Source organism: Flavobacterium aquidurense (assembly GCF_001404985.1).
GTDB lineage: Bacteria > Bacteroidota > Bacteroidia > Flavobacteriales > Flavobacteriaceae > Flavobacterium > Flavobacterium aquidurense_B.
The window spans coordinates 402,281-425,484 of record NZ_JRLF01000010.1 but is presented as its reverse complement, the minus strand read 5'-3'; the positions used below and the strand labels follow the sequence as shown (position 1 = coordinate 425,484).

20 protein-coding genes are annotated in these 23,204 nt (G+C 32.6%); 10 read left to right on the top strand and 10 right to left on the bottom strand.

Annotation, left to right across the window (positions count from 1 at the left end; translation table 11 throughout):
- Positions 1–16 precede the first annotated feature (16 nt).
- Positions 17–808: a DUF6268 family outer membrane beta-barrel protein gene (locus RC62_RS10300; protein WP_245176810.1), complete on the bottom strand. Its 792-nt coding sequence runs from the start codon at positions 806–808 to the stop codon at positions 17–19.
- Between the two features lie 281 nt (positions 809–1,089).
- On the opposite strand from RC62_RS10300, the gene RC62_RS10295 reads away from it, so the two are divergent.
- The gene (locus tag RC62_RS10295; protein WP_055095122.1) at positions 1,090–2,418 is read left to right on the top strand and encodes a DUF4270 family protein; all 1,329 of its coding nucleotides are present in this window, start codon (positions 1,090–1,092) and stop codon (positions 2,416–2,418) included.
- Positions 2,419–3,654, top strand: coding sequence for a hypothetical protein (locus tag RC62_RS10290; protein WP_055095121.1), 1,236 nt, complete (start codon positions 2,419–2,421; stop codon positions 3,652–3,654).
- Positions 3,655–3,658: 4 nt separating this feature from the next.
- Here RC62_RS10290 and murI read toward each other — a convergent pair whose 3' ends face one another.
- The 8 genes from murI to RC62_RS10250 form a co-directional block, all read right to left on the bottom strand.
- Positions 3,659–4,435: a glutamate racemase gene (murI, locus tag RC62_RS10285; protein WP_055095120.1), complete on the bottom strand. Its 777-nt coding sequence runs from the start codon at positions 4,433–4,435 to the stop codon at positions 3,659–3,661.
- A 153-nt stretch (positions 4,436–4,588) separates the two neighbouring features.
- Entirely contained in the window at positions 4,589–5,092 is a 504-nt protein-coding gene (locus RC62_RS10280) for an OmpH family outer membrane protein (RefSeq protein ID WP_198529562.1), read from the bottom strand.
- A gap of 15 nt (positions 5,093–5,107) precedes the next feature.
- Positions 5,108–6,109, bottom strand: a complete 1,002-nt coding sequence (locus RC62_RS10275; protein ID WP_055095119.1) for an OmpH family outer membrane protein — start codon at positions 6,107–6,109, stop codon at positions 5,108–5,110.
- Between the two features lie 48 nt (positions 6,110–6,157).
- Positions 6,158–8,905, bottom strand: coding sequence for an outer membrane protein assembly factor (locus tag RC62_RS10270; protein ID WP_055095118.1), 2,748 nt, complete (start codon positions 8,903–8,905; stop codon positions 6,158–6,160).
- The gene (locus RC62_RS10265; RefSeq protein WP_055095173.1) at positions 8,838–9,578 is read right to left on the bottom strand and encodes an isoprenyl transferase; all 741 of its coding nucleotides are present in this window, start codon (positions 9,576–9,578) and stop codon (positions 8,838–8,840) included. Before RC62_RS10265 ends, RC62_RS10270 begins: the two co-directional genes overlap by 68 nt.
- Before the next feature lie 4 nt (positions 9,579–9,582).
- Positions 9,583–10,266, bottom strand: coding sequence for a DUF6089 family protein (locus RC62_RS10260; protein WP_055095117.1), 684 nt, complete (start codon positions 10,264–10,266; stop codon positions 9,583–9,585).
- 173 nt (positions 10,267–10,439) lie between these two features.
- Positions 10,440–11,327, bottom strand: a complete 888-nt coding sequence (locus RC62_RS10255) for an NAD kinase (protein WP_055095116.1) — start codon at positions 11,325–11,327, stop codon at positions 10,440–10,442.
- Positions 11,328–11,438: 111 nt separating this feature from the next.
- Positions 11,439–12,098, bottom strand: coding sequence for a CBS domain-containing protein (locus RC62_RS10250; RefSeq protein WP_055095115.1), 660 nt, complete (start codon positions 12,096–12,098; stop codon positions 11,439–11,441).
- Between the two features lie 116 nt (positions 12,099–12,214).
- Between RC62_RS10250 and RC62_RS10245 the strand changes: the two genes are divergently transcribed.
- From RC62_RS10245 to RC62_RS10235, 3 genes are all read left to right on the top strand, one after another.
- On the top strand, positions 12,215–12,928 hold the full coding sequence (locus tag RC62_RS10245) for a pyridoxine 5'-phosphate synthase (RefSeq protein WP_055095114.1): 714 nt from the start codon (positions 12,215–12,217) through the stop codon (positions 12,926–12,928).
- 238 nt (positions 12,929–13,166) lie between these two features.
- Positions 13,167–15,443 carry a TonB-dependent receptor plug domain-containing protein gene (locus RC62_RS10240; protein WP_055095113.1) on the top strand — a complete coding sequence of 759 codons (2,277 nt, stop codon included), beginning with the start codon at positions 13,167–13,169 and terminating at the stop codon, positions 15,441–15,443.
- Positions 15,444–15,448: 5 nt separating this feature from the next.
- A complete protein-coding gene (locus RC62_RS10235) occupies positions 15,449–16,309 on the top strand; it encodes a DUF4249 domain-containing protein (protein ID WP_055095112.1) in 861 nt (286 codons plus the stop codon).
- A gap of 39 nt (positions 16,310–16,348) precedes the next feature.
- On the opposite strand, the gene RC62_RS10230 is transcribed toward RC62_RS10235, so the two are convergent.
- Positions 16,349–17,710 carry a hypothetical protein gene (locus RC62_RS10230; RefSeq protein WP_055095111.1) on the bottom strand — a complete coding sequence of 454 codons (1,362 nt, stop codon included), beginning with the start codon at positions 17,708–17,710 and terminating at the stop codon, positions 16,349–16,351.
- 220 nt (positions 17,711–17,930) lie between these two features.
- On the opposite strand from RC62_RS10230, the gene RC62_RS10225 reads away from it, so the two are divergent.
- The 5 genes from RC62_RS10225 to clpX all read left to right on the top strand — a co-directional run bounded on the left by RC62_RS10225 (position 17,931) and on the right by clpX (position 23,120).
- Entirely contained in the window at positions 17,931–18,695 is a 765-nt protein-coding gene (locus RC62_RS10225) for an alpha/beta fold hydrolase (protein WP_055095110.1), read from the top strand.
- A gap of 165 nt (positions 18,696–18,860) precedes the next feature.
- Positions 18,861–19,205 carry a phage holin family protein gene (locus RC62_RS22750; protein ID WP_082421264.1) on the top strand — a complete coding sequence of 115 codons (345 nt, stop codon included), beginning with the start codon at positions 18,861–18,863 and terminating at the stop codon, positions 19,203–19,205.
- Between the two features lie 118 nt (positions 19,206–19,323).
- A complete protein-coding gene (locus RC62_RS10215; protein WP_055095108.1) occupies positions 19,324–20,646 on the top strand; it encodes a trigger factor in 1,323 nt (440 codons plus the stop codon).
- Positions 20,647–21,028: 382 nt separating this feature from the next.
- Positions 21,029–21,703: an ATP-dependent Clp endopeptidase proteolytic subunit ClpP gene (gene clpP, locus RC62_RS10205; protein WP_055095106.1), complete on the top strand. Its 675-nt coding sequence runs from the start codon at positions 21,029–21,031 to the stop codon at positions 21,701–21,703.
- A 184-nt stretch (positions 21,704–21,887) separates the two neighbouring features.
- Positions 21,888–23,120 carry an ATP-dependent Clp protease ATP-binding subunit ClpX gene (gene clpX, locus RC62_RS10200; RefSeq protein WP_055095105.1) on the top strand — a complete coding sequence of 411 codons (1,233 nt, stop codon included), beginning with the start codon at positions 21,888–21,890 and terminating at the stop codon, positions 23,118–23,120.
- The last annotated feature ends 84 nt before the right edge of the window (positions 23,121–23,204 follow it).

The following is a 23,204-nucleotide window of genomic DNA, read 5'->3' as shown; positions in this document are numbered from 1 at the left end:
AGTGTATTAAATTTATTTATTGTTTGTATTTGATGCCAATTCCTAAAACATAACCGTTGCCGGCATTAAAATCATAAACTTTATGATTTTCATTATCGATCAGATTGTATTTTTTGTCAAAATCATATCCTGCTTTAAAATTCAGAAACCAGTTTTTGTCTACATTTCTTTCATATTCAATAGCCGAAGTCATTTGAGATAAACTAACTTTTGAAGCATTATGATCCAGATTGTTTTGTGGATCTAAATGATAAAAATTACCATTAAAACTATTACTCAGGCTAAAGTTATTTCTACTATTATTGGAGTATGAAATTTTCGAATCCGGAAAACCAATCAGTAAAGAGTTTTCATTGTTTATTCTATAATTTAAGGCCAAAACAGGTATGAATTTTGGTAACCCAAAAACAGTTGCTCTTGCTGCACCAATGCTGATATTTGTTTTTGAATTTAATTGCTGTTTGATCTCAAAACTTCCCAATATAGAGAAATCAGATGCGTCTAAATTGCTTTGGAAATTTACCATTGGAGTAATAGAAAAGTTTAAACTTGTTCTGTCTGATAACTCATGAGAAAATTGAAACTTATCCTGAATCATATTAAATCCATCCAAATTCTGATATGTTTTATAGGTGCCTAATTCATAATTTACTTTCAAATTCGAATATTCTAATGTATTTGTTAGGGTGCTTTTACTTCCTGCTTTTTTATTAAATGAGACACTTATATTGGTTTCATTAAAATCTATCTGATTAGTAGGCGCTGTTTTTACACTCATATTTACCGAAAAGTTCTCCTGAGCTTTCATATTGAAAATTGAAATCAAAAAAATCGAACAAATTAAAAACCTTGTTTTCATTACTTATTTATTGGTTCAAAAGTAGGAGGCCAATGGTTTAAAAAAAAAGAAGATATATGTATGACACTTTTTAATAGACTAAACAGCCTTTTTTAAGGTTGAATGAAGTATTGCCCGCGATTAATCTATTGTAGATAGTTTTTTGCCATTTATAGTGCAAAAACACGTGACTGTATATGTTATAGTGTAATGCAGAAGCGTGCATTTTATATTTGTTCAAAAAATAGATTATGCACAAGTTTATATTGATGTTATTTTTAGCAGTTACCGTCATCTCATGCGGAACTGATTCTGATGCCGGCGAATTTGTTGTTGGATCTGATTATTTAGCTCTAGGCAATAAAGTTATTTTAATCGATACAGTAACAGTCGACATGTCTACGATAAATTTTGATTCTCTTGTTACTTCCAATCAAAGCAGAATCCTGATTGGCAATTATGATGACGCCATTTACGGTAAAGTAAAATCAAACAGTTATTTTCAATTAGCTTCAGAATCATATACATTAAACAGTAGTGGATCTGATACAGAAACAACCAATTATGTGTTCGACTCTATTGCTATGATCCTAAAATATGATAACTATTATTATGGTGATACCACAAAAGTGCAGACATTTGATATTCATCGATTGACGCAAAGAGTCAAACCAAATACTGATGATAATAATTTTTATAATAACTCAGCTTTAAGTTATAATGATGAAAGTCTGGGAACAATTTCGTACAGGCCAAGGCCAACAGAAAAGGATTCCGTAAATATTAAAATGAGCGATGCATTTGGAGCAGCTTTATTTCAGAAATTAAAGAAAAGAGAAATTACTGATTTTGATAGTTTCAATGAATATTTAAAAGGTCTCGTTCTGGTACCATCAACTTCTAATTCTTCGAGTGTTATTGGTTTTCACGTCGCAACAAGTAAAGTAAGGTTGTATTATTCAAAATATCAGGCAGATACTGAAGAGGTTCCTTTTATATTAGATTTTACGATTTTAGATGCCACAAAGCAATTCAATTCTATTTCATTAGATAAAACAGGAACTCTCCTTCAGAATTTACCTGTCTCAAGTAGTAAGTTGTCAAGCGTATTAACAAATCAGCAGGGATTTATTCAATCTGGTACAGGAGTGGCTTGCAGGATTGATTTTCCTAATATTAAACAGCTCAAATACATTTCTGAAAAAGGTACAATTGTCGATGCTCAATTACTGCTGAAACCAGTTAATAATACCTATTCAGAACGATATCCACTGGCAGATTCCTTAAAGATTTATGTAGGCGATAATCTAAATAGGATCAGTGGTTCATTAGTGAATTCAGCAGGTACAGCAGTTTTTGGTATGTTGAATAAAAAGACTGATGAGTTTAATGAAAATGTTGGTTATACAGTTTCTGTGGGTAACTTTTTGCAAAAAGAAATGATAAAAGCATCAGATTCAAAATCATCTCTTATTCTAACATTACCGGGAATTTCTAAATCAGTAAATAGAGTAGTCCTGGGAGATCAAAAACATTTGAACAATAAAATCCAGCTTAAAATTTATTATATCTCTTATTAAATGAAAAGTAAAATTGCATATTTAAGTGGCGCCATATTAATGTCGATAACTTCATTTTCTCAAAGTGTTTCAAGTTCACCATATTCATTGTATGGTGTAGGGAGTCTGTATGATGCAGATTTCGGAGTACTTCCGTCAATTGGTTCTTCCGGTATTGCTTTACCGTCTGATACGTTTATAAATAATCTAAATCCGGCATCCTTAGCTTATTTACCCCAAAATCACTTTATGTTTGATATTGGCGGAAAATCTATATCAACTACTTATCAAAGCAGTTCAAGAAGCGAAAGCCGTAATAATTTTCAGTTTTCGCATATTGCTTTTGCTTTTCCGGTTACTAAAAATTCAGGATTTAGTGTGGCTTTACGGCCATATTCAAGTTCAGCTTTTAAAATTTCTAATTTAAAATTGCCTATAGATAATAGTCAGGATTATTACTATTTAACAGCGACAGGAACTGGCGGATTAAATAATTTTGATTTTTCGTATGGATACAGATTTGAAAAAAAATTATCTGTAGGAGCTTCTGCGGCTGTATTATTTGGGAATACTACTGATAATAGAAATTTCCTGATTATGAATTCGATTACAAGTATTCAGAAAAAAACAAATTACAGCGGTGTAAGGGCAACATTGGGAGCTCAATATAAAATCGATTCAACTTTTACCGTTGCTACAACTTTTAAATTACCAAGTCATATTAAAGCCTCAAAAGTTCAAACGGTACAAACTGTAAATGATGAGGTTGTTACTACTGTAGAGTCTAATGTAGCATCTGATACAGATGATTATTATATGCCTTTAGAAATGGGAATAGGGGTAAGTAAACGCTTTAAAAACAATTTGAATATGACACTGGATTATGAAAAGAGTTTATGGAGCGACAGTAATCAATCTGAATTATACGGAAATTTTGTAAATCAGGATCGATTTGCGCTAGGGTTTACCTATAGTACAAAAAAGAATATCCGTAAATATTGGGACAGGGTTCAATATGCTGCAGGTGCAAACTTTGATACCGGTTATCTTGAAGTCGATGCAAAAAGAATCAATAATGCCGCTATTTCCATCGGGCTTACTTTGCCTATTGATAACACCTATTCGGCTTTACGTGTCTCCTATTCATACGGGCAAAAAGGAAGGATTTCAGATAATCTGATCAAAGAAAATTACCATAAAATATCGCTTAATTTATCTTTAGACGGAATTTGGTTTATCAAAAGAAAAATAGATTAATATGCTAAAAGTCTTTTTCGATAACGGGATATTTATATTCTAAAATTGATTTTAAAACTTCAGGATTTGAATTGACATAAAATATTGGATCTGTATTTGGCGTATCTGTAAAACCAACTTTCTCACGCAGGACATTTTGAGTTTGTCGCGCAACGGCTTCTCCGGAATCAATAATCTGAATGTGTTCCGGCAGAATTTTTTTGATCTGAGGAATTAGATAGGGGTAATGACTGCAGCCTAAAACTAGATAATCGATATTTTCATCGATCATAGGTTGAAGATAGGATTCTAATAATTGAGTCATTTCTGGAGAATTCAGGTTTCCATCTTCAATAAGCTGAACAAGTCCATGACCTACTTGCTCAATTATTTTGGTATTCTGGAACATCTCAGCTGTTTTATTGAATAACTCACTATTCAATGTTCCTTTGGTTGCTAAAATACCAATTACTTGTGTTTTCGAATTATTAGCTGCTGGTTTTATTGCGGGTTCAATACCTATAAACGGAATGTTGTATGTTGAACGAAGTTCTACAATTGCATTTGTGGTAGCGGTATTGCATGCTACAACAATTAGCTTACAATTCATTTCCAGCAAAAAATCAACATTTTTTTTGCTCAGGGCAACAATCTCTTCTTTGGTTCTTTGACCATAAGGAGCGTTTTTGCTGTCTGCTAAATAGATTGTTTTTTCGTTTGGAAGCAAGTCGTGAATGGCGCTCCAGATGGAAGTTCCTCCAATACCAGAATCAAAAACGCCTATAGGGTTGTTATTCGTCATACTACAAATTTAGTGTTTTTTCAAATAAATTTATATTCCAATTTAAGTGAAATCTGCGAATATTTTAGTTTTTTAATTTTAATTTAATGTAAAAAAAAACTGCTTAAAACTTTTAAGTTTAAGCAGTTTTTTTATTTATAAGAATTCTGTTTATTAGAATCCTAAATCTTTTTTTACATCAGCAGTTATGTTTGGACCATCAGCTAATAAAAGAGTAGAACCATCTAATACATATTGGAAACCTTTAGCTTTTCCAACTTTTTGGATAGAAGCTCTAACTTTTTCCATTAATGGTTTCACGATGTCAGTTTCTTTTTGTTGCAATTCTTTTTGAGCGTTGTCTCTATAGTCAACGATTCTTTTTTGCATGTCCTGAACTTCTTTAGAACGTTCTCCGTTTACAGCATCAGTTACAGTTGCAGCTTCACCTTCGTATTTTTTGATTTTTACTTGGTATTCGTCAACCATTTTTTTGTATTCTGCATCGTATGTCCCACTTAATTTTTGTAGTTGATTTTGTGCATCTAGCATTGCAGGCATTTTCGACATAATCTCGCTAACATCAACATGAGCTACCTTAGCCTGTGCGTTCATTGTGTTACTTGCTCCTAAAATTAGTATTGCAGCAATTAGTAAAGTTTTGATTTGTTTCATCATTTTTAAAAATATTAATTAATTATTGGTCGTATTTGATTTTTGTGTTTCGGCTTCTTTTGCTTTTTTAGCCGCTTCTCGTTCTTCTAAAATTTTCTTTCTTCTTTCTTCTAATTCTTTTTTACGTTCCTCGTAAAGTCTTTGTCTTTCTGCAGCTTTATCAACAGCAGGTTCTGTTGTTGTAGCTTCTGTCCCTGTTGTTGCCTGCTTTGCTGTTGCATCAGTTTTTGTTGCATCTGTTTTGGCAGGTTCAGAAACCGTGCCATTTTTTTTAGCTTCTCTTTCTGCAGCAATTGCTTTTCGTCTGTCGTCGTATTCTTTTTTCTTAGCTTCTTGTTCTAATCTTCTGTCTTCAATTAATTTCTCTCTGGCTGCTTTTTTCTCATCTAAAGCTTTTTGACGGTCTGCCATTGCTGGATTTTCGTCAATAGCATTTTCAAGTTTTTCTTTTGCTTCCTGATCTTTTAATTGTTTTTTATTCAATTGTTCCCTTTTGTCAGTTCGGTTCAAAACACGAATAACCTGGTCACTGATGTCAAATTTTTTGTTGCTGAAAAGCATCGTTAAATCTGATGATTTATCAAAAACAAAATCATAATTTTTTGCCTCGGCAATATCCTGAACAGCAGTAAAAACCTGATCTTGAATTGGCTTTGCTAATGCTGCTTTTTGATGCATTAGATTTCCTTCAGATCCAAATTGTTTTTGCTGATAATCCATCATTTCAGTTTCCAGAAATTTAATTTCTGTTTCTCTTTCATCAATAAGCTCTTTGGTAAGTAAAGCACGTTCAGCTTTAAGACCTTCTTTAAGATTATTGATATCCAGTTTTTTGGCTTCTATATCCTGTTTCCACTTTTGGGCCTTTAGCTCTAACTGCGCTCTTGCCTCTTTGTAATCGGATACATTTTCCAATATATATTCCATGTCAATGTAACCAATTCTTGTCGTTCTTGTCTGAGCCTGGCTTGCATTTACTGCAACCAGAGCTAAAAATATAAATAAAAATTGTTTTCTCATAACATTAGTCTATATCAAAATTTTTACACAAATGTAATAAATTTTCTACTAAAACTGTTGCCCAATGATAAAGTGAATTTCTTTACCGTGTGCTTTAGTTTCTCCTGGCTGAGGATCAAATCCATAACCCCAGTCAATACCTAATAATCCAAATGCTGGCATGAATACACGTAAACCAACACCGGCAGAACGATTAAGGTCAAATGGGTTGTAATCTTTAAACGTTGGGTATGATGATCCAGCTTCTAAAAATGCTAATGCATAGATCGATGCAGATGATTTTAATGTAATTGGATAACGTAATTCCATAGAGAATTTATTATAAATAGTTGCTCCAATTTGTTCCCCGTTTGCATTTACAGGAGTCAATGAGTTATTTTCATATCCTCTTAACTGTACTGTTTCTCTACCATCCATAGAGTAGTTTGCCATACCGTCTCCTCCTAAATAGAAACGTTCAAATGGTACAACACCTCTTGATTGATCATAAGCACCTAAGAAACCAAACTCAGTTAATGTTCTTAAAACTAATTTACCATATAATTTAGTATACCAGTCTGCTTTAAATTTAATTTTATAATACTCTAACCAGTTGTATTTCTTTTGATCCACTTTTCCCTGGTCAGTATCAGCATTTGCATAATCAGATCCAACACTTGCATAACCTGATTGTCCGTTTATGGTTTCGGTTTTAACATAATCACCAGGATTAAGCGGTTGTCCGTCTATACCTGAAGTTGCTGCTCCTGTATATTGTGTTTTGTATTCTTTTTGGTTTTTTAAATCCCCATAATCAATTCCGTTAAATAAAGAGTAAGGAGGAGTAACTTTAGCCGAAATACTAAAATCAGATCCATAAGTCGGGAATATTGGGTTAACCCCTTTATTACTTCTTGAAAGTCCAATTGTATACGCTAAGTTTCTTGAAGCTCCGTTACCAAAAGTAAATAATCCGGTATTGTAATTATTCAAATCATAATGTTGGTAACTCACAGATTGTGAAAGAACGAAATAATCATCCGGCACAGTAAGACGTTTTGCTAAACCAACTTGTAAAGTTAAGATATTAAAACTTTTACTTTTATCTACAGTTCTTGTAGCATAGTTGTTTAAGAATTGTTTACTGTATGATATAGATGAACTAAATTGTACTGGTTTTTTTCCTCCAAACCATGGTTCTGAGAATGATAAACTATAGGTCTGGAAATACGTACTTCCTTGTAAACGAAGTGCTACTTTCTGACCATCTCCCATTGGTAATGGTTTATAAGATTCTTTGTTGAATAAGTTTCTTGCAGAAAAGTTGTTAAAAGAAAGCCCTAAGGTTCCAATGAAACCTCCACCACCGTAACCTCCTTGAAGTTCAACCTGGCTTGATCCTTTTTCTACAACATGATATTCGATATCAACAGTTCCTGCTCCCGCATCAACATTTTTAAATTTTGGATCAATAGCTTCAGGATCAAAGAATCCTAATTGTCCAATCTCACGAATCGTTCTAACCAATTGTTCTTTACTGTATTTTTCTCCAGGCTTAGTTCTAAGTTCACGATAAATAACATGATCATTAGTTTTGTCGTTTCCTACTACAGATATTTTGTTGAAATAGGCAATAGGTCCTTCAGTAACTCTAATTTCGAAATCGATAGTATCGTTTACTGTTTTTACCTCTACAGCATTGATATTAGAGAATAAGTAACCGTTGTTTTGGTACAAGTTTGTAATGTCTTCTGCGTCAGGTTTTGTTTTGTCAGCAATACGTTTTTCAAGTAAAACACCATTGTAGGTTTCACCTTTTTTGATACCTAAATAACGATTTAATAATTGATCTGAATAAACTGTGTTTCCAAGGAATTTGATATTACCAAAATAATATTTGTTTCCTTCTTCCATTTTAATCTTGATTGCAAGCATATTTTTATTCTTGTTGTAAGTAACAGAATCATAAATAATACGAGCATCACGGTATCCTTTTTCTTTATATGCAGCAACAACTTTTTCTAAGTCGGTTTTGTATTTTTCAGGAATAAATTTTGAAGATTTTAAAACACGAAAAAAGTTTTTTTGCTTGGTGTCTTTCATGGCAGCTCTTAATTGGTTGCCCGTAAGTTGTTTGTTACCAATGAAATCAATGCTGCTAATTTTTACTTTATCACCTTTGTCTACCCTGACAAGCATATTTACCTGATGGCCGTTTATGGTATCAGGAGTATTTGTAATAGTAACTTTGGTGTTGTAAAAACCTTCTTTTTTGTATTTGTTTTCTATATAATTTTTGGTTGTAGTAATTAAGTTTTCGTTTACAATTTTGTTTTTGGTCAAATTGTTATCCTTAATTAATCCTTCGACTTTACTTTTCTTAATACCAACAAATTTTACTTCATTTAGTTTAGGTAATTCAACGATATTTAAATCAAGATAAATACTGTCGTTTTCTACCTTATTAATATAGAAGGCAATTTCGTCAAAAAGACCAAGTTTGCCTAACTTTTTAATGGCGCCACTAATTTCTTCTCCTGGCACTGTTATCTCTTGTCCTTTTTGAAGACCTGAAAATGTAACTACGGTTTGTTCATTGAAGCTTATTTTACCAACAACAGAAACTTTAGCAAGAATATATTTTTTTCCCTGATCAAAAGGAACTCTTTCTTGTGCTTTTATTTGTGAAAAACTACCCAAAAGAAGTAGGGTAAAGACTATTTGTATTCTTTTTTGTAACACTAAAATATTATTTAATTTGTTCGCTGGTTTTTCCAAATCTACGTTCTCTTTTTTGATAACTAATAATAGCCTCATATAAATCTTGATCTTTAAAGTCTGGCCACAACACATTCGTAAAATATAGTTCTGCATAGGCTATCTGCCATAGCAAAAAATTACTTATTCTATGTTCTCCACTTGTTCGTATTAATAAATCTACGTCAGGTAAATTTTGCGTGTAAAGATGCTCATTTATAATTGAATCGTCAATAGTGTCTATTGAAATTATATTATTTTTAACTTTATCACTGATGATTCTCACAGCATTTACCAATTCTTCTCTTGATCCGTAACTTAAAGCGAGAGTTAGTGTAAGACGCGTATTATTTTTGGTTTTGTCTATTACATCAAGAAGCTCTTTTTGAGCTGATTTTGGTAATTTCTCAAGATTTCCAATCGCATTAAGTTTGATATTGTTTTCTTGCAGAGTTACAAGCTCTTTTTTTAATGAATTGATTAGTATTTTCATTAATGCATCGACTTCTAATTTAGGACGATTCCAGTTTTCTGTCGAAAAAGCATATAGGGTTAAATACTCAATGCCAAGTTTAGCACAAGTTTTAATTGTTTTTTTTACAGATTTTGTCCCGTTTTCGTGACCAAATGCTCTTAAAAAACCTTGTTGTTTTGCCCAACGACCATTTCCGTCCATAATAATGGCCAAATGTTTGGGTAAGTTTGTTTGATCTATAGAGTCTAGTAAATTCATTTTATTATTCTGCGCAATAGCAAGGTTTTTGTCCAAAGGTATACGTTAAAGTCACACCCGAAAAGACATACCAGTCATTATTATTTAAATTTCCAAAATGCAGCGGTTTCAAATTACCACTGCTTGGGTTACTTCCGTCAATATCATCTGTAAAGGTGTAGCGGGCTCCAACTTCTGCACCTAAAATTAAATGAGGTGTTATATTCGATTTGATTCCTAATGTCATTGGTATGGCAATAGAACCTCCGTTTTTATCTTTTTTAGTTTGTCCTCCGGTTACGTATAATTTGTCATACATAAAATAGCTTAATCCGGAATATATATAAGGTGTAATTTTTGGATGATAATCATGAAGATTAAAATCAAAAAAATTAAATTCCAGACCTGCAGAAAGTTCTTTTATAGTATTATCAAAACTATAACCTCTTCTATTTCTTCCAGTTTCTTCTGAATCGCGATCATTTCCGGAAACAGTTGATTGTGTGTATGAAAAACGGTAAGAATGACGGGGGCTTTTATTCCACTTATATAAAATACCAAAAGCCAGTTTGTCCGGATTAATATAAGTTGTACTTCCTACGTCTCCTACAAAGTTACTTCCGCCAAGAAAAACACCAATCTCATTGATCTGAGCGTTTAGTGTGATAAAGGGGAAAAAACATAACAATAAATTAAAAATTTTCTTCATTTAATTCAAAATTGCGTGCAAATATAATAATTATCGATACGAATCAACGTTCCTTTAGTTAAATGTGCTTTTTTTTAAATTTACAATATGATATTGAGACATTTAATGATGATTCGATACATGCAAAACGGCAAAAAGTGCTATTATCGTATAGTGGCGAATCATAAAACAACTTAATTTCTCTTATCTTCTCCCCAAAGCAATTTATTTCTTAAGGTTTTCAAGAAAGTTTCGCCTGGAATCTCCACCATTTTTATTTTGTAATCTGTTTTTTTGATTGTTAAAATGGATTCGTTTTTTACAGAAGCTATTCTGGAGTCTAATGAAACCAGATATTGATCTTCCCTGCCTGAAACACGAAGTTTAATTTCGGTATCATCAGGGATAACAAGTGGTCTGGCTGTTAAGTTATGAGGGGCAATAGGTGTGATTACTAAGCTTTTTACATCCGGAGTTAACAATGGTCCGCCACAGCTCAAAGAATATCCTGTTGAACCTGTTGGCGTAGAGATAATTAAGCCATCTGCCCAATATGAATTTAGATATTCATTATTTAGGTAGGTTTCAACCGTAATCATCGAAGTGGTATCTTTTCGGCTGACCGTTACTTCGTTCATTGCAAAATTTAAATCTTCTTCAATGGCATCATTTTTCGGGTCGCAGGTCAGGCTTAACAGCGTTCTTTCAGAAGTTGTGTAATTTTTGTCAATTACAAATTGCAGGAAACTATCAATGTTTTCTTTTTGTACAGTGGCTAAAAAACCAAGTCTTCCGGCATTGATACCTAAAATTGGAACCCCGGAGTTACGAACGAGGGTTGCAGCTCTCAAAATGGTGCCGTCACCGCCAATACTAATTAGCATCTCAAAACTATTGTCGAGTGATGTAGTTGCAGAGAAAGTTTTATATCCGTTTTCTACAAGTTGCTTTTCGTGAAGCATTTTTAGAAAGTTTTCTTCTATAACCATTTCGACATTATTAGTGTTGAAAAACAAAAATATATCTTTGATAATGGGTTCGGTACTGTTCTGGTAATACTGTCCGTAAATAGCTACTTTCATTCTTTTTAATTAGATAATTAGGTAATTTGGCAATTCGTCAATTGGATAATATGAAAATTAGAGCAGTTAAGAAATGATCTCATTATCTAATTGACTACTTATCTAATTGTATTATATATTAAGGTATTTGTCTAAATAATCTGAACGTTCTTTTAGACTGTTGATATAAGCATCTTCCTGATGTTCTGAAATAATTTCGTACCCATATCTTCTATAAGTCTGGATAATTTCATTCATAGGGCCAACGCCAATTTTTACGGTAATCTGAACATTTTCAAGATCAGCTTCAGATATAAAGCAGCCAAGGATTTTGCCATTGTTGCTTTCTACAATCTGGGTTACCTGACCCATTGAATAATCTAAAAGTCCTTTTTGAACAATAATAATTCCGCCCTGCTCTTTTAAAAATGGAGTTTCCTGAAAAAATTTCATGATGTCTTCCATCTCATAATATCCTATATAGATATTATTTTCGTCAAGAACCGGAATTATATTCGTGTGGTTTTTAGCAAAAACTTCTAAAACATCAAGCCAAATCATTGATTTTCGCGCAAAAAAGCGTTCCAATGTATATTTGTAATCAATGACTTTTTTATCTGTATCAAAAGTTTCAACGTCATCAGAGGCGATACTTCCAATGAAGATTCCGTTCTCCAAAACCGGAAAATGCGAAAAATTCAAATCAGCAAAATAGTCCTGAACCGAGGCTATCGTTTCCTGGCTATCTATAGCTCTGAAATCATTGGTGATATAGTTTATAATTTCTGTCATAAATCTGTTAAGGATATTTCATGCAAAATAATCAAAAAATAGCAAAAACTGCTACGTTTTACTTTGTATTTTTGTCGTAACAAATATAGTGTTACTAGAATTAATTATCTATTTATATGACAAAGTTAAGTGTAAATATCAATAAAATTGCAACCCTTCGTAATGCACGTGGAGGAAATGTTCCTGATTTATTAAAAGTGGCTGCGGATATTCAGAAATTTGGAGGACAGGGAATCACGATTCATCCGCGTCCGGATGAGCGCCATATTCGTTATCAGGATGCACGCGACTTAAAAGAAATTGTTTATACAGAATATAATATTGAGGGAAATCCACAGCACAATTTTATCGATTTGGTTTTAGAATGTAAACCTACTCAGGTGACCCTTGTACCGGATGCAATTGGTGCCATTACATCTTCTGCAGGTTGGGACACGATAAAAAATCAATCTTATTTAACAGAGGTTATTCAGGAATTTCAGCGTAACGGAATCAGAACATCGATTTTTGTTGATCCGGTATTGGAAATTATAGAAGGAGCCAAAAAAACAGGAACAGACAGAATCGAATTATATACAGAAGCTTTTGCACATCAATACGATTTAGGAAACAAAAAGGGAATAGATCCTTATGTTAAAGCTGCAGAATTGGCAAACGAATTGAGTTTGGGAATAAATGCAGGTCACGATTTAAGTTTAGATAATATTCAGTTTTTTAAACAAAATATTCCCGGTTTATTAGAGGTTTCTATTGGGCACGCTTTAATTTCAGAAGCGCTGTACCTTGGTTTGGATAATGTGGTGAATATGTATTTGAATAAATTGAAGTAGGACAAAAATGAGTAGGGCATGACCCGCTGTCCCGAAGCCTCGGGAGCGGGTCGGGCTATTCGTTATTATTTTCTGTTTTTAAAAGAAAAACAGAAGGATTTTTACTTTTTTTCCTCATGCAGCATTATGGTAATAATGAGCGTTTAGAATATAAGTTTTAAACAAAAAAATAAATAATTAGTTCTGTTAATAATTGATTTATAATTGTTTATTTTCGCACTTTTCTTATTAAAATAAAGTGTCAAAATCAATAATTCTTTTTTTTTTATTCTGTTTCTCTAATGTATTTGCGCAAACCAAAGCAACTATAACCGGAAACATACGATCGTCTGAAAATGAAAACCTTGTTGGAGTTGCTATTTCTTTACAAATAAACAACCAGCACTATTATACCGTATCAGATTCTCTGGGTAATTTTTCAGAAAAGATTCTCTTAGGTCAAGCCGGAATATCTTTTGATCAATCGGGTTATCTTAAAAAATCCATCAATTTTAATTTTCTAAAAGATACTTTAATTTCAATTGTATTAGAAAAGGACATTTCGCAATTAAAAGAAGTCATAATAGCCAACGATAAAAAAAGAGGCATTACAAATTTGTCAGGAGGTAAATTATCTTTTAATTTAAAAGAACTGTCATCTGTTCCAACAGTTTTAGGAACTACAGATATTATAAAACTTTTGCAGTTAACTCCCGGAGTTCAAAATTCAGGAGATGCAAACGGATATTTATATGTTAGAGGTGGAGATCCCGGACATAATGCTATTTTATACGATGGAACTCCTATATACGGAATGTCACATTTGCTTGGAATTTTCCCCTTCTATAATACCGATCATATTAAAGAAGTAGAGTTTGATAAATCAAGTTCAAATTCGAAATATGGCGGACGTTTAAGTTCAACAACACTTTTAATCCCGAACAAGAAAGTACCCTCTGAATTGGGTATTCAGGGAAATATTGGAATTTTAGCTTCGCAGCTTACTTTGACTGTTCCTGTAAATAAAAAATCCGGTTTTTATATCTCGGGCAGGAAAACTTACATCGATGAAATTGTAGCGCCACTGTTGCATTCAGGTTCAAATAATAGTGATATTCAGGATATGAAATATGGCTTTTCTGATGGAAACATTACTTTTATTTCGCAACTTTCAAAAAACAATTTACTCTCTGTTGATGCATTTATAAGTGGTGATAAATTAAGTATTGAAGATGATAATCTGGCATTAAGAACTGATTTAAAGTGGAGTAATTTTACAGTTTCTCCAACTTTAGTTACTGCATTTTCTCCTAAAATGAGTATGTCGAACTCAGTTTATTTTAGTAAATATTCCAATAAACTAAATATGGAACAAGCTACAATTGGGTTTGGAGTTTCATCATATGTAAAAGATTTTGGATTTAATAATGCTTTTCGATATTGGATAAAAAATGTTCCCGTTGAATCAGGAGTCCAATACGTACATCATAATTTACAGCCTCAAAAAGTTAATATCGAAAATCTGACAGATAGTAATACGACTCAAAATAATACAATTAATGCTGATGAAGTTGCGGTTTTCACGACAGTTAAACCAGAATTAACAGATCATTTGAATGCCGAATTAGGACTGCGCATTAATTATTACACTTCTGGTTCCAATGATTCTTATTTACATTTTCAGCCTCGCGTTTTGCTTAATTATAAGGCAAATGAAAAGTATTCTTTTTACGGATCTTATAATAGACAATATCAATATTTGAGTTTAATAACAACTTCAAGTGTAGGTATTCCTACAGATTTTTGGATTGCAAGTTCAGATGGTATAAAGCCACAATCTTCAGATGAGTTTTCTATTGGTTCCAATCAGAATATTTCGAAAAGCATTTCGTCTTCATTTGGAGGATTCTATCGTTTTATGAAAGATTTACTCGAATATCCATATGGAATAACGCAATTTAACGAAACCACGACTTTAAAAAATGATTTACTTGTTGGAAAAGGAAAAGCATACGGATTAGAAATGATGCTTCGTAAAAACAACGGAAAGTTTACCGGCTGGATGAGTTATACTTTGAGTTGGTCTGATAGAAATTTTGATGAACTCAATAACGGTAATACTTATTTTGCTAAATACGACAGACGTCACAATCTTTCAGTAGTTGGAATGTATGATTTAAATTCAAAATGGAACTTTGGTGTAACACAGATATTTAGTTCAGGAAATCGTTTTACAATGCCTACTTCGTGGTATTTTATCAATAACAATCCGGTCAAGGAATATTCAGGATATAATAATGCACAAATGCCAAACTATATCCGAACAGATTTTTCAGTCAATTACTTTTTTGTAAAGACAAACAAAAAAGAAAGTGCTTTAAATTTTTCTATTTACAATACTTTTAATATTGATAATCCAATTTATGTAGTTTTGAATATTCAGGTTAATGAAGATAAAAATAAGGTTATTGTAAAGCAGGAGAAAAAGGTTTTATATCGAATATTACCTTCCATAAGCTGGAAGTTTAAATTTTAAAAAGGATGAAAAAATATATACTTTTTCTTTTTGTGTTAATTGCTGTAAGTTGTTCTAAAGATGATTTTAGCGAACAAAGCATCGAATCTAAAATTGTAGTCGAAGGCTGGATTGAAGAAGGTGATTATGCTCAGGTTTTATTATCGAGCAGTATTCCGGTTACAGATGTAATTGATTCAACAAACGTTTTGAATCATGTGATAAGATCTGCAAAAATTACTGTTTCTGACGGATTAAATTCTGAAGTTTTAAGAGTCAGAAATGATAAAAACAGAGTACCGCCATTTGTGTATTATGGCACCAAATTAATAGGCGAGGCCGGAAAAGAGTATTCTATTAAAATCGAATATTTAAATCGTGTAGTTCAGGCTGTAACAACAATTCCAAAATCAGTAAATATTAATAATGCTGAGTATATAAAAAAGAACCCATCAGATACAACCGGATATATTTTTGTGAAATTTGATGATCCCGTAAATGAAAAAAACTATTACCAGATTGCTACAAAAATTGATGGCGAAGAGCCCATTTTTGTGCCCGCATTTTATGGAAATTTAGATGATAAAAATTTTACTGAATCAGCAATGTCCATACAAATAAATAGAGGTGTTTTGCTTTTTCCTAAAACTAAATTTACGCCTTATTTTGCTGACGGGGACCTAATTTATGTAAAATTAAGAACTCAAAATAAAGATGCATTAGATTTCTGGAACAGCTGGCAAAACGAAATTGTAAACAGCAGAAATCCTATTTATCCGGCAAATACAAGTCTAAAGTCAAATATAAATGGCGGAATAGGGATTTGGGCAGGATATGGTCAAAGTACATTTATTGTAAAAACACCGGAAAAAATAAAGCCGATTTGAAATTTTTCAAATCGGCTTTAAGTGTATGTTTAAAAGCTATTATTTATCGAAAGCTTTAATGAAATCTTCAAACTTAGTTTCGAATTTTTCAAATCCACTAGAGAAATACGTACTGAACGAAACTTCAGTATTGTCATTGAATTTCAAGTATAATACTTCTTCAAGGTAAGGTTGTGCAAATGATTCACCAGTACCATTGTTTGACCAATAAGAATATTGAGCATTCCAAACCGGTAGATTGAAAATATAATCATTACCTGATTTTTCTGAGTGACGAACAAGATCAGCAATTTTAGTTCCGTCTTTTTTGGAAACTAAGATTAATTTTAAGTTTTTGTTAAAATTAGCAGCCACACCTTCAGAATACTTTTTTTCGTACGCATTTAATGCTGTGTAATATTCTTTATAATTAGATTTTGGATTGTTTGAGTCAGGATAAGTAGGACGTACCAGGCTTTTGTCTAAAGCGATTTGATCAGCACCTTCAGTTTCTAAATTCATGTCTGCAACAATAATAAAATTGTCCATCAATTTAATCAACCCATTTGCTTTACCTCTGTATTGAACAAGATCGTCGTTATCGATAAGACCATCAATGTTAGCGGAGCTTCCTGCATTAAAATCAAGTAAAGTTTTTCCGTTATAAGTAAAAAGTGCTTTTGAAGTGTTTTCAGTACCTTTTTTACCATTCATTTCCCAAGTATAACCATCGTTTAAAGTCATTTTATAAGCAAACTCATCCGGCGATTGATTTTTAGAAGAATATTTTGCAGTTTGAGTAAATGTTGCTACTTGTGCATTATCAACAGTTAAAGTTGCATCTGTTGAGCTTGGTAAAAACATATTATCATATACATCTTCTTTTCCGTTGTAGCCATCAAAATATTTAACTTTTACATCAGATGAAACTCCTTTTGAAGTAAGAATTGCATTGTTTGCTGTTTGAGATTTTTTAGCAGGGAAAACAAATTTTAATTCTGTAGTCGAAGCTGTTTTATCCCATTTTTTTGCAGTATTATTCCATGTATAAATACCATAAACACCAGAAATGTTTAAAACATCTTCTACGTTATTGTCATTTTTTCCGTTAAAGATATCGATTTGATAAATATCTAATAAGCGGGTTAAATTTTCCAGTGCTTCAATTGCGCTGGAACTTTTAGATTTGTCTAACTGAACCAACATATCATTTGCTTCAGCTTCTAATTTTATTTTTTGTTCCGCCGGAGTTAATTTAGAATAAGGTTGTTTAACGATCTCTGCAATTTGCTCAGCAAGAGTTTTGTCTTTTGTAGGCTCTTCTGTTACAGGATCCGTTGTAGGATCTGTGTTGTCATCGCTTGAGCAGGAAATAGCAAACTGAGAAAGAACTACAGAAAGTAAAAGTAATTTTTTGATCATGGTCAAAGTTTTTAATTAATGGATTAAATCAAGTTTTTTAAAGCTTCATTTTTAAGGCCGCAAGGTACTATTTGTATTTGTTCTTTTTTTACGGAAAGCCGTAAACTGTAAACTTTTTTCTAATAAAATAAAACTAAAATAAAATCAGGGAGAACTTATTGCACGTCAGATTCATAGATAAGTTTTACATTTGTGTTCAGTTTATAAAACCAAAATAGAAATGTTATACTCAAAAATAGAAGGCGAAGGAAAACCATTTATCATCATGCACGGATTTTTAGGAATGTCTGATAATTGGAAAACTTTGGCAGGACAATATGTAGAAGCCGGATTTCAGGTTCATATTCTGGATTTACGAAATCACGGCCGAAGCTTTCATTCAGACGAATGGAGTTATGAAGCCATGGTGCAGGATGTTTTCGAATATTGTCAGGCAAATCAGTTAACAAAAATAGATGTTTTAGGACATTCAATGGGCGGAAAAGTAGCCATGCTTTTTGCGGCCACATATCCTGAAATTGTAGACAAATTAATTGTGGCCGATATTGGCCCTAGATTTTACAAACAGCATCATCAGGATATTTTGGCAGGACTAAATGCAATAGATTTTTCTGTAAAACCAAGCCGAAACGATGTCGAAGAAACCTTATCGAAATATGTTCCTGATTTTGGAACGCGTCAGTTTTTATTAAAGAATTTATATTGGCAGGAACCAGGGCAATTAGCATTCAGATTTAATTTGGCAGTTTTCAACAATAATTTAGATGCAATAGGAAAAGCATTAGATGATAATTTGGTTTTTAATAAACCAACTTTATTTATTCGAGGAGGAAATTCAGGATATATTCAGGATTCAGATTTTGATGCTATTCGTCAGCAATTTCCAAATGTTAAATTTGAAACAATTCCAAATGCAGGACATTGGCTTCATGCCGAAAATCCTAAAATGTTTTTTGAATTAACGACTGAATTTCTAAAAGATTAAAAAAAGTTGCCACGTATTTCACCAACTGACACGAATTTTAATTGAATTTTGACTCAATCTTTATTTGTGAAAATTTGTGAAATTTGTGAAAAAAAATCATTTTAATCTGTGACATAAAAACAGTCTAAAATTCATTACTTTTATTAAAACTTTAAATCAAAAAATATGAAACTATTACTTAGACTCCTTGTTACTGCTGCATTGGTGTTATTAATCGCAAACCTTTTGCCTGGAGTACATGTTGCGAGTTTTGCTACAGCAATAATTGTAGCGGTCGTTCTGGGTTTATTAAACCTTTTTATAAAACCAATATTGGTAATACTTACTTTGCCTGTTACCTTTATTACTTTAGGATTGTTTTTATTGGTAATTAATGCAATCATCATTTTGCTGTGTACTAATATTGTTGGAGGTTTTGCAGTCGATTCATTCTGGACGGCATTGTTCTTTAGTATCATATTGTCTCTGCTTCAATCTATTACTTACAAAATACTTGGAGACGATAAATAAAATAAATATAGAAAGCGTGTTTAAAACGTCTTCAAATACAATAGATTAAAAACTTGGTTGGGTTGCAAAAATTTTATAATTTTGCAACCCAATTTTATTATGTAAATTAAAGAAGACGATGGATATCAAAAGAGTAGCAATAGACGCTGTGAACGAAACGATTGTAATGACAGTTGTTCACATGGATTATAAAGGTCAGGTAGCAAAAAGAATAAACGAAAAAATGCCATTGGCTACCGTTAAAGGTTTTAGAAAAGGACAAGTTCCTAAAGACCTTGTTGAAAAACAATACGGAAAAGCAATTAAGCAAGAAGAAGTTAAAAAAGTAGTTGATTTGGCTTTAGAGCGTTTTGTTCAATCTGAAAGATTAAATCTTTTAGGAACTCCTCTTGCTAAAGAAAACGAAAACTTTGATTGGGATGCAGAAGAACTAACTTTCGAATACGAAATTGGTTTAGTGCCAAACTTCGAAATTGATTTAGAAGCTAAAAACAATATCGTAAAATATATCGTTACTGCTGATGATAAATTAATCGACGGACAAGTAGAGCGTATCCAAAAACAATTTGGAAAAGCAATTCCTCAGGATAAAGTTGAAGCTGATTCAGACTTAACCGGAACTTTCGCAAACGAAGAAAAAGGAATCAACAATACCACTACAATTTCAGTTTCTACTTTCAACAAAGCTGCTGCTGACAAATTCATCGGTAAAAAAGTTGGTGACGTAGTTACTGTAAGCACAAAAGGTTTATTTGCTGATGATCACCAATTAATGGATTACTTAAAAGTAGCTCATGATGATGTTCACGGTTTAGATATCGAAGTAAACTTTACTATCGAAGCAATCAACGGAGCAGAATTGGCTGAATTAAACCAAGAGCTTTTTGATAAACTTTTTGGTGAAGGAAAAGTAGCTTCTCTTGAAGATTTAAAAGCTAAAATTAAAGAAGATGCTGAAGCTCAATTCGCGCAACAAGCAGATCAAAAATTATTATTAGACGTTCAGGATTTCCTAATCGAAAGCACAAAATTTGATTTACCGGCTGAATTCCTTAAAAAATGGTTACAAACTGTTGGAGAGAAAAAACTTTCTGCAGAAGAAGCTGAAGTTGAATACGCAAGATCTGAAAAAGGATTACGTTTTCAATTAATCGAAGGAAAAGCGATGGCTCAAAGCAATATCCAAATTACATTCGAAGATTTGAAAGCTTTTACAACAAATGCTATCAAACAACAAATGGCTCAATTTGGTCAAACAAACCCAACTGACGAAGAAGTACAAGGAATCGTGGCTAGAGTTTTATCTAATCAAGAAGAAGTAAAAAGACTTTCTGAGCAAGTTGTGGCTGAGAAATTGTTAGAGGTTTTCAAAGAAAAAGCAAACCCTACAACTAAAGAAGTAACTTACGACGAATTTATTGCTGCGTCTTACGGAGAATAATTTCTAAAAAAACAAGAATATTTTGAGCGTCAGGAAGTTTTTTCCTGACGCTCTTTTGTTTTGATTTATTTTTTGATTACTTTTCAGAAGCTAATCCAGCTATTCGTTACAAGTTTTTTTCTTTCGTTTAAGTTTTTCAAAATTCCTGCAAGAGCTTCTTTCAGTCGCTTTACAGGAATAAAAAAACTAAAAAACGTAATTCAAAAAGCTTTTCACTGCTATCTGGGCTATCTAAGAAACAAGTTCGAGAACTTGAAACCTGAAACAAAATTAGACCTGAAACAAATTTTCAAAATAAGACAAATTGACATTCTTTAGAAAGAGGTACAACCTTTGATGGAAGAATAATACAGATAAACGTAAAACTTAGAACACTTAAAATATGAACTACGGTAAAGAATTCAAAAAATTTGCTACAAAGCACCAAGGAGTAAACGCTATGTACTACGACAAAATCGTAGCAGCAATGAATCCAACTAATATGACTCCATATATTATTGAAGAGCGTCAGTTGAATATTTCTCAATTAGACGTTTTTTCAAGATTAATGATGGACAGAATCATCTTTTTAGGAACAGGTATCGACGATCAAATCGCAAATATCGTTCAGGCTCAGTTATTATTCTTAGAAAGTGCTGATGCTTCAAAAGATATTCAAATTTATCTAAATTCTCCTGGAGGAAGCGTTTACGCAGGATTAGGAATTTATGACACAATGCAATACATCAAACCAGACGTAGCGACAATTTGTACCGGTATGGCAGCCTCAATGGGTGCTGTTTTATTATGTGCAGGAGCTGCAGGAAAACGTTCAGCATTACCACATTCAAGAGTAATGATTCACCAGCCATCAGGAGGAGCACAAGGAGTTGCAACTGACATGGAAATCAACTTACGTGAAATGTTGAAACTAAAAGATGAATTATACCATATCATCTCTCAACATTCAGGACAAACTTTTGATAAAGTACACAAAGACAGTGAGCGCGATTACTGGATGAAAGCTGATGAAGCTAAAGAGTACGGAATGATTGATGAAGTATTGAGAAGAAGCTAATTTTTTTTAAGGTTCAAAGTTACAAAGGAACTATCCCGAGGCTTCGGGACTAAGATTAACTTGAAACTTGAAACAAAATTAAACTTGAAACAAAAATAAAAGTTAATAGGTTACTAAGTTTTTGATGTTTTAGTAATAAATCTCAGAAACTTAGTAACTTTGCAGCTTATGTAACTAAAAAAGAATGGCTAAAGTAGTATTAGAATGTTCGTTTTGTGGAAGAAAGAAGCCAGAAACCAATTTATTAATTGCAGGTATTAATGCACATATCTGTGATAAGTGTATTGAACAAGCACACGGAATTGTAATAGAAGAATTAAAATCAAGCGGAAGCGCGAAACTTGTTGGTGATTTAATCTTAAAGAAACCAAAAGAAATCAGAGCTTTCTTAGATCAGTATGTTATTGGTCAGGATCAGACTAAAAAAGTAATGTCAGTTGCTGTTTACAATCACTACAAACGTTTAATGCAACAGCAATTAGACGACGAAGTAGAGATTGAAAAAAGTAACATCATCATGGTGGGACAAACCGGAACAGGAAAAACATTGGTAGCAAAAACTATCGCAAAAATGTTAGACGTTCCTTTGGCGATCGTAGATGCAACAGTACTTACTGAAGCTGGTTATGTAGGAGAAGATGTCGAAAGTATTTTGACACGTTTATTACAAGCTGCTGATTATGATGTAACCAAAGCCGAAAGAGGAATCGTATTTATAGATGAAATTGATAAAATTGCCCGTAAGAGCGATAATCCATCTATAACACGTGATGTTTCTGGTGAAGGTGTTCAGCAAGCTTTATTGAAATTATTAGAAGGAACCGTTGTAAACGTACCACCAAAAGGAGGACGTAAACACCCGGACCAGAAATTTGTTGAGGTAAATACGCAAAACATCCTGTTTATTGCTGGTGGAGCTTTTGATGGAGTAGAACGTATTATTTCTAAACGTTTAAATCGTCAGGCAGTTGGATATTCTACTTCTAAAAATGTAGATAATATCGATAAAGACAATTTATTGCAATACATTATTCCAAAAGATATTAAAGACTTTGGTTTGATTCCGGAGATTATTGGTCGTTTGCCGGTTTTAACACATATGGATCCTCTTGACAGAGAAACTTTACGTGCAATTTTAACACAGCCTAAAAATGCCTTAATCAAACAATATCAAAAATTATTCATGATGGATGATGTTGAATTTAATATTACAGATGAAGCATTAGATTTTATTGTTGACAAAGCATTAGAATACAAATTAGGAGCTCGTGGATTACGTTCGTTATGCGAAGCCATCTTAACAGATGCGATGTATGAATTGCCAAGTTCAGACGATAAAGTGTTGACAATCGATAAAGATTATGCAAAACATACTTTGAATAAAAATTTATTGAAGCGAATGGAAATTGCTTCATAAATCCTGAAATACTTTTGATAAAGTTTAAAACTTTGACAAAGATTGAAAAAAGCCTGTTCATTTATTTGAACAGGTTTTTTTATA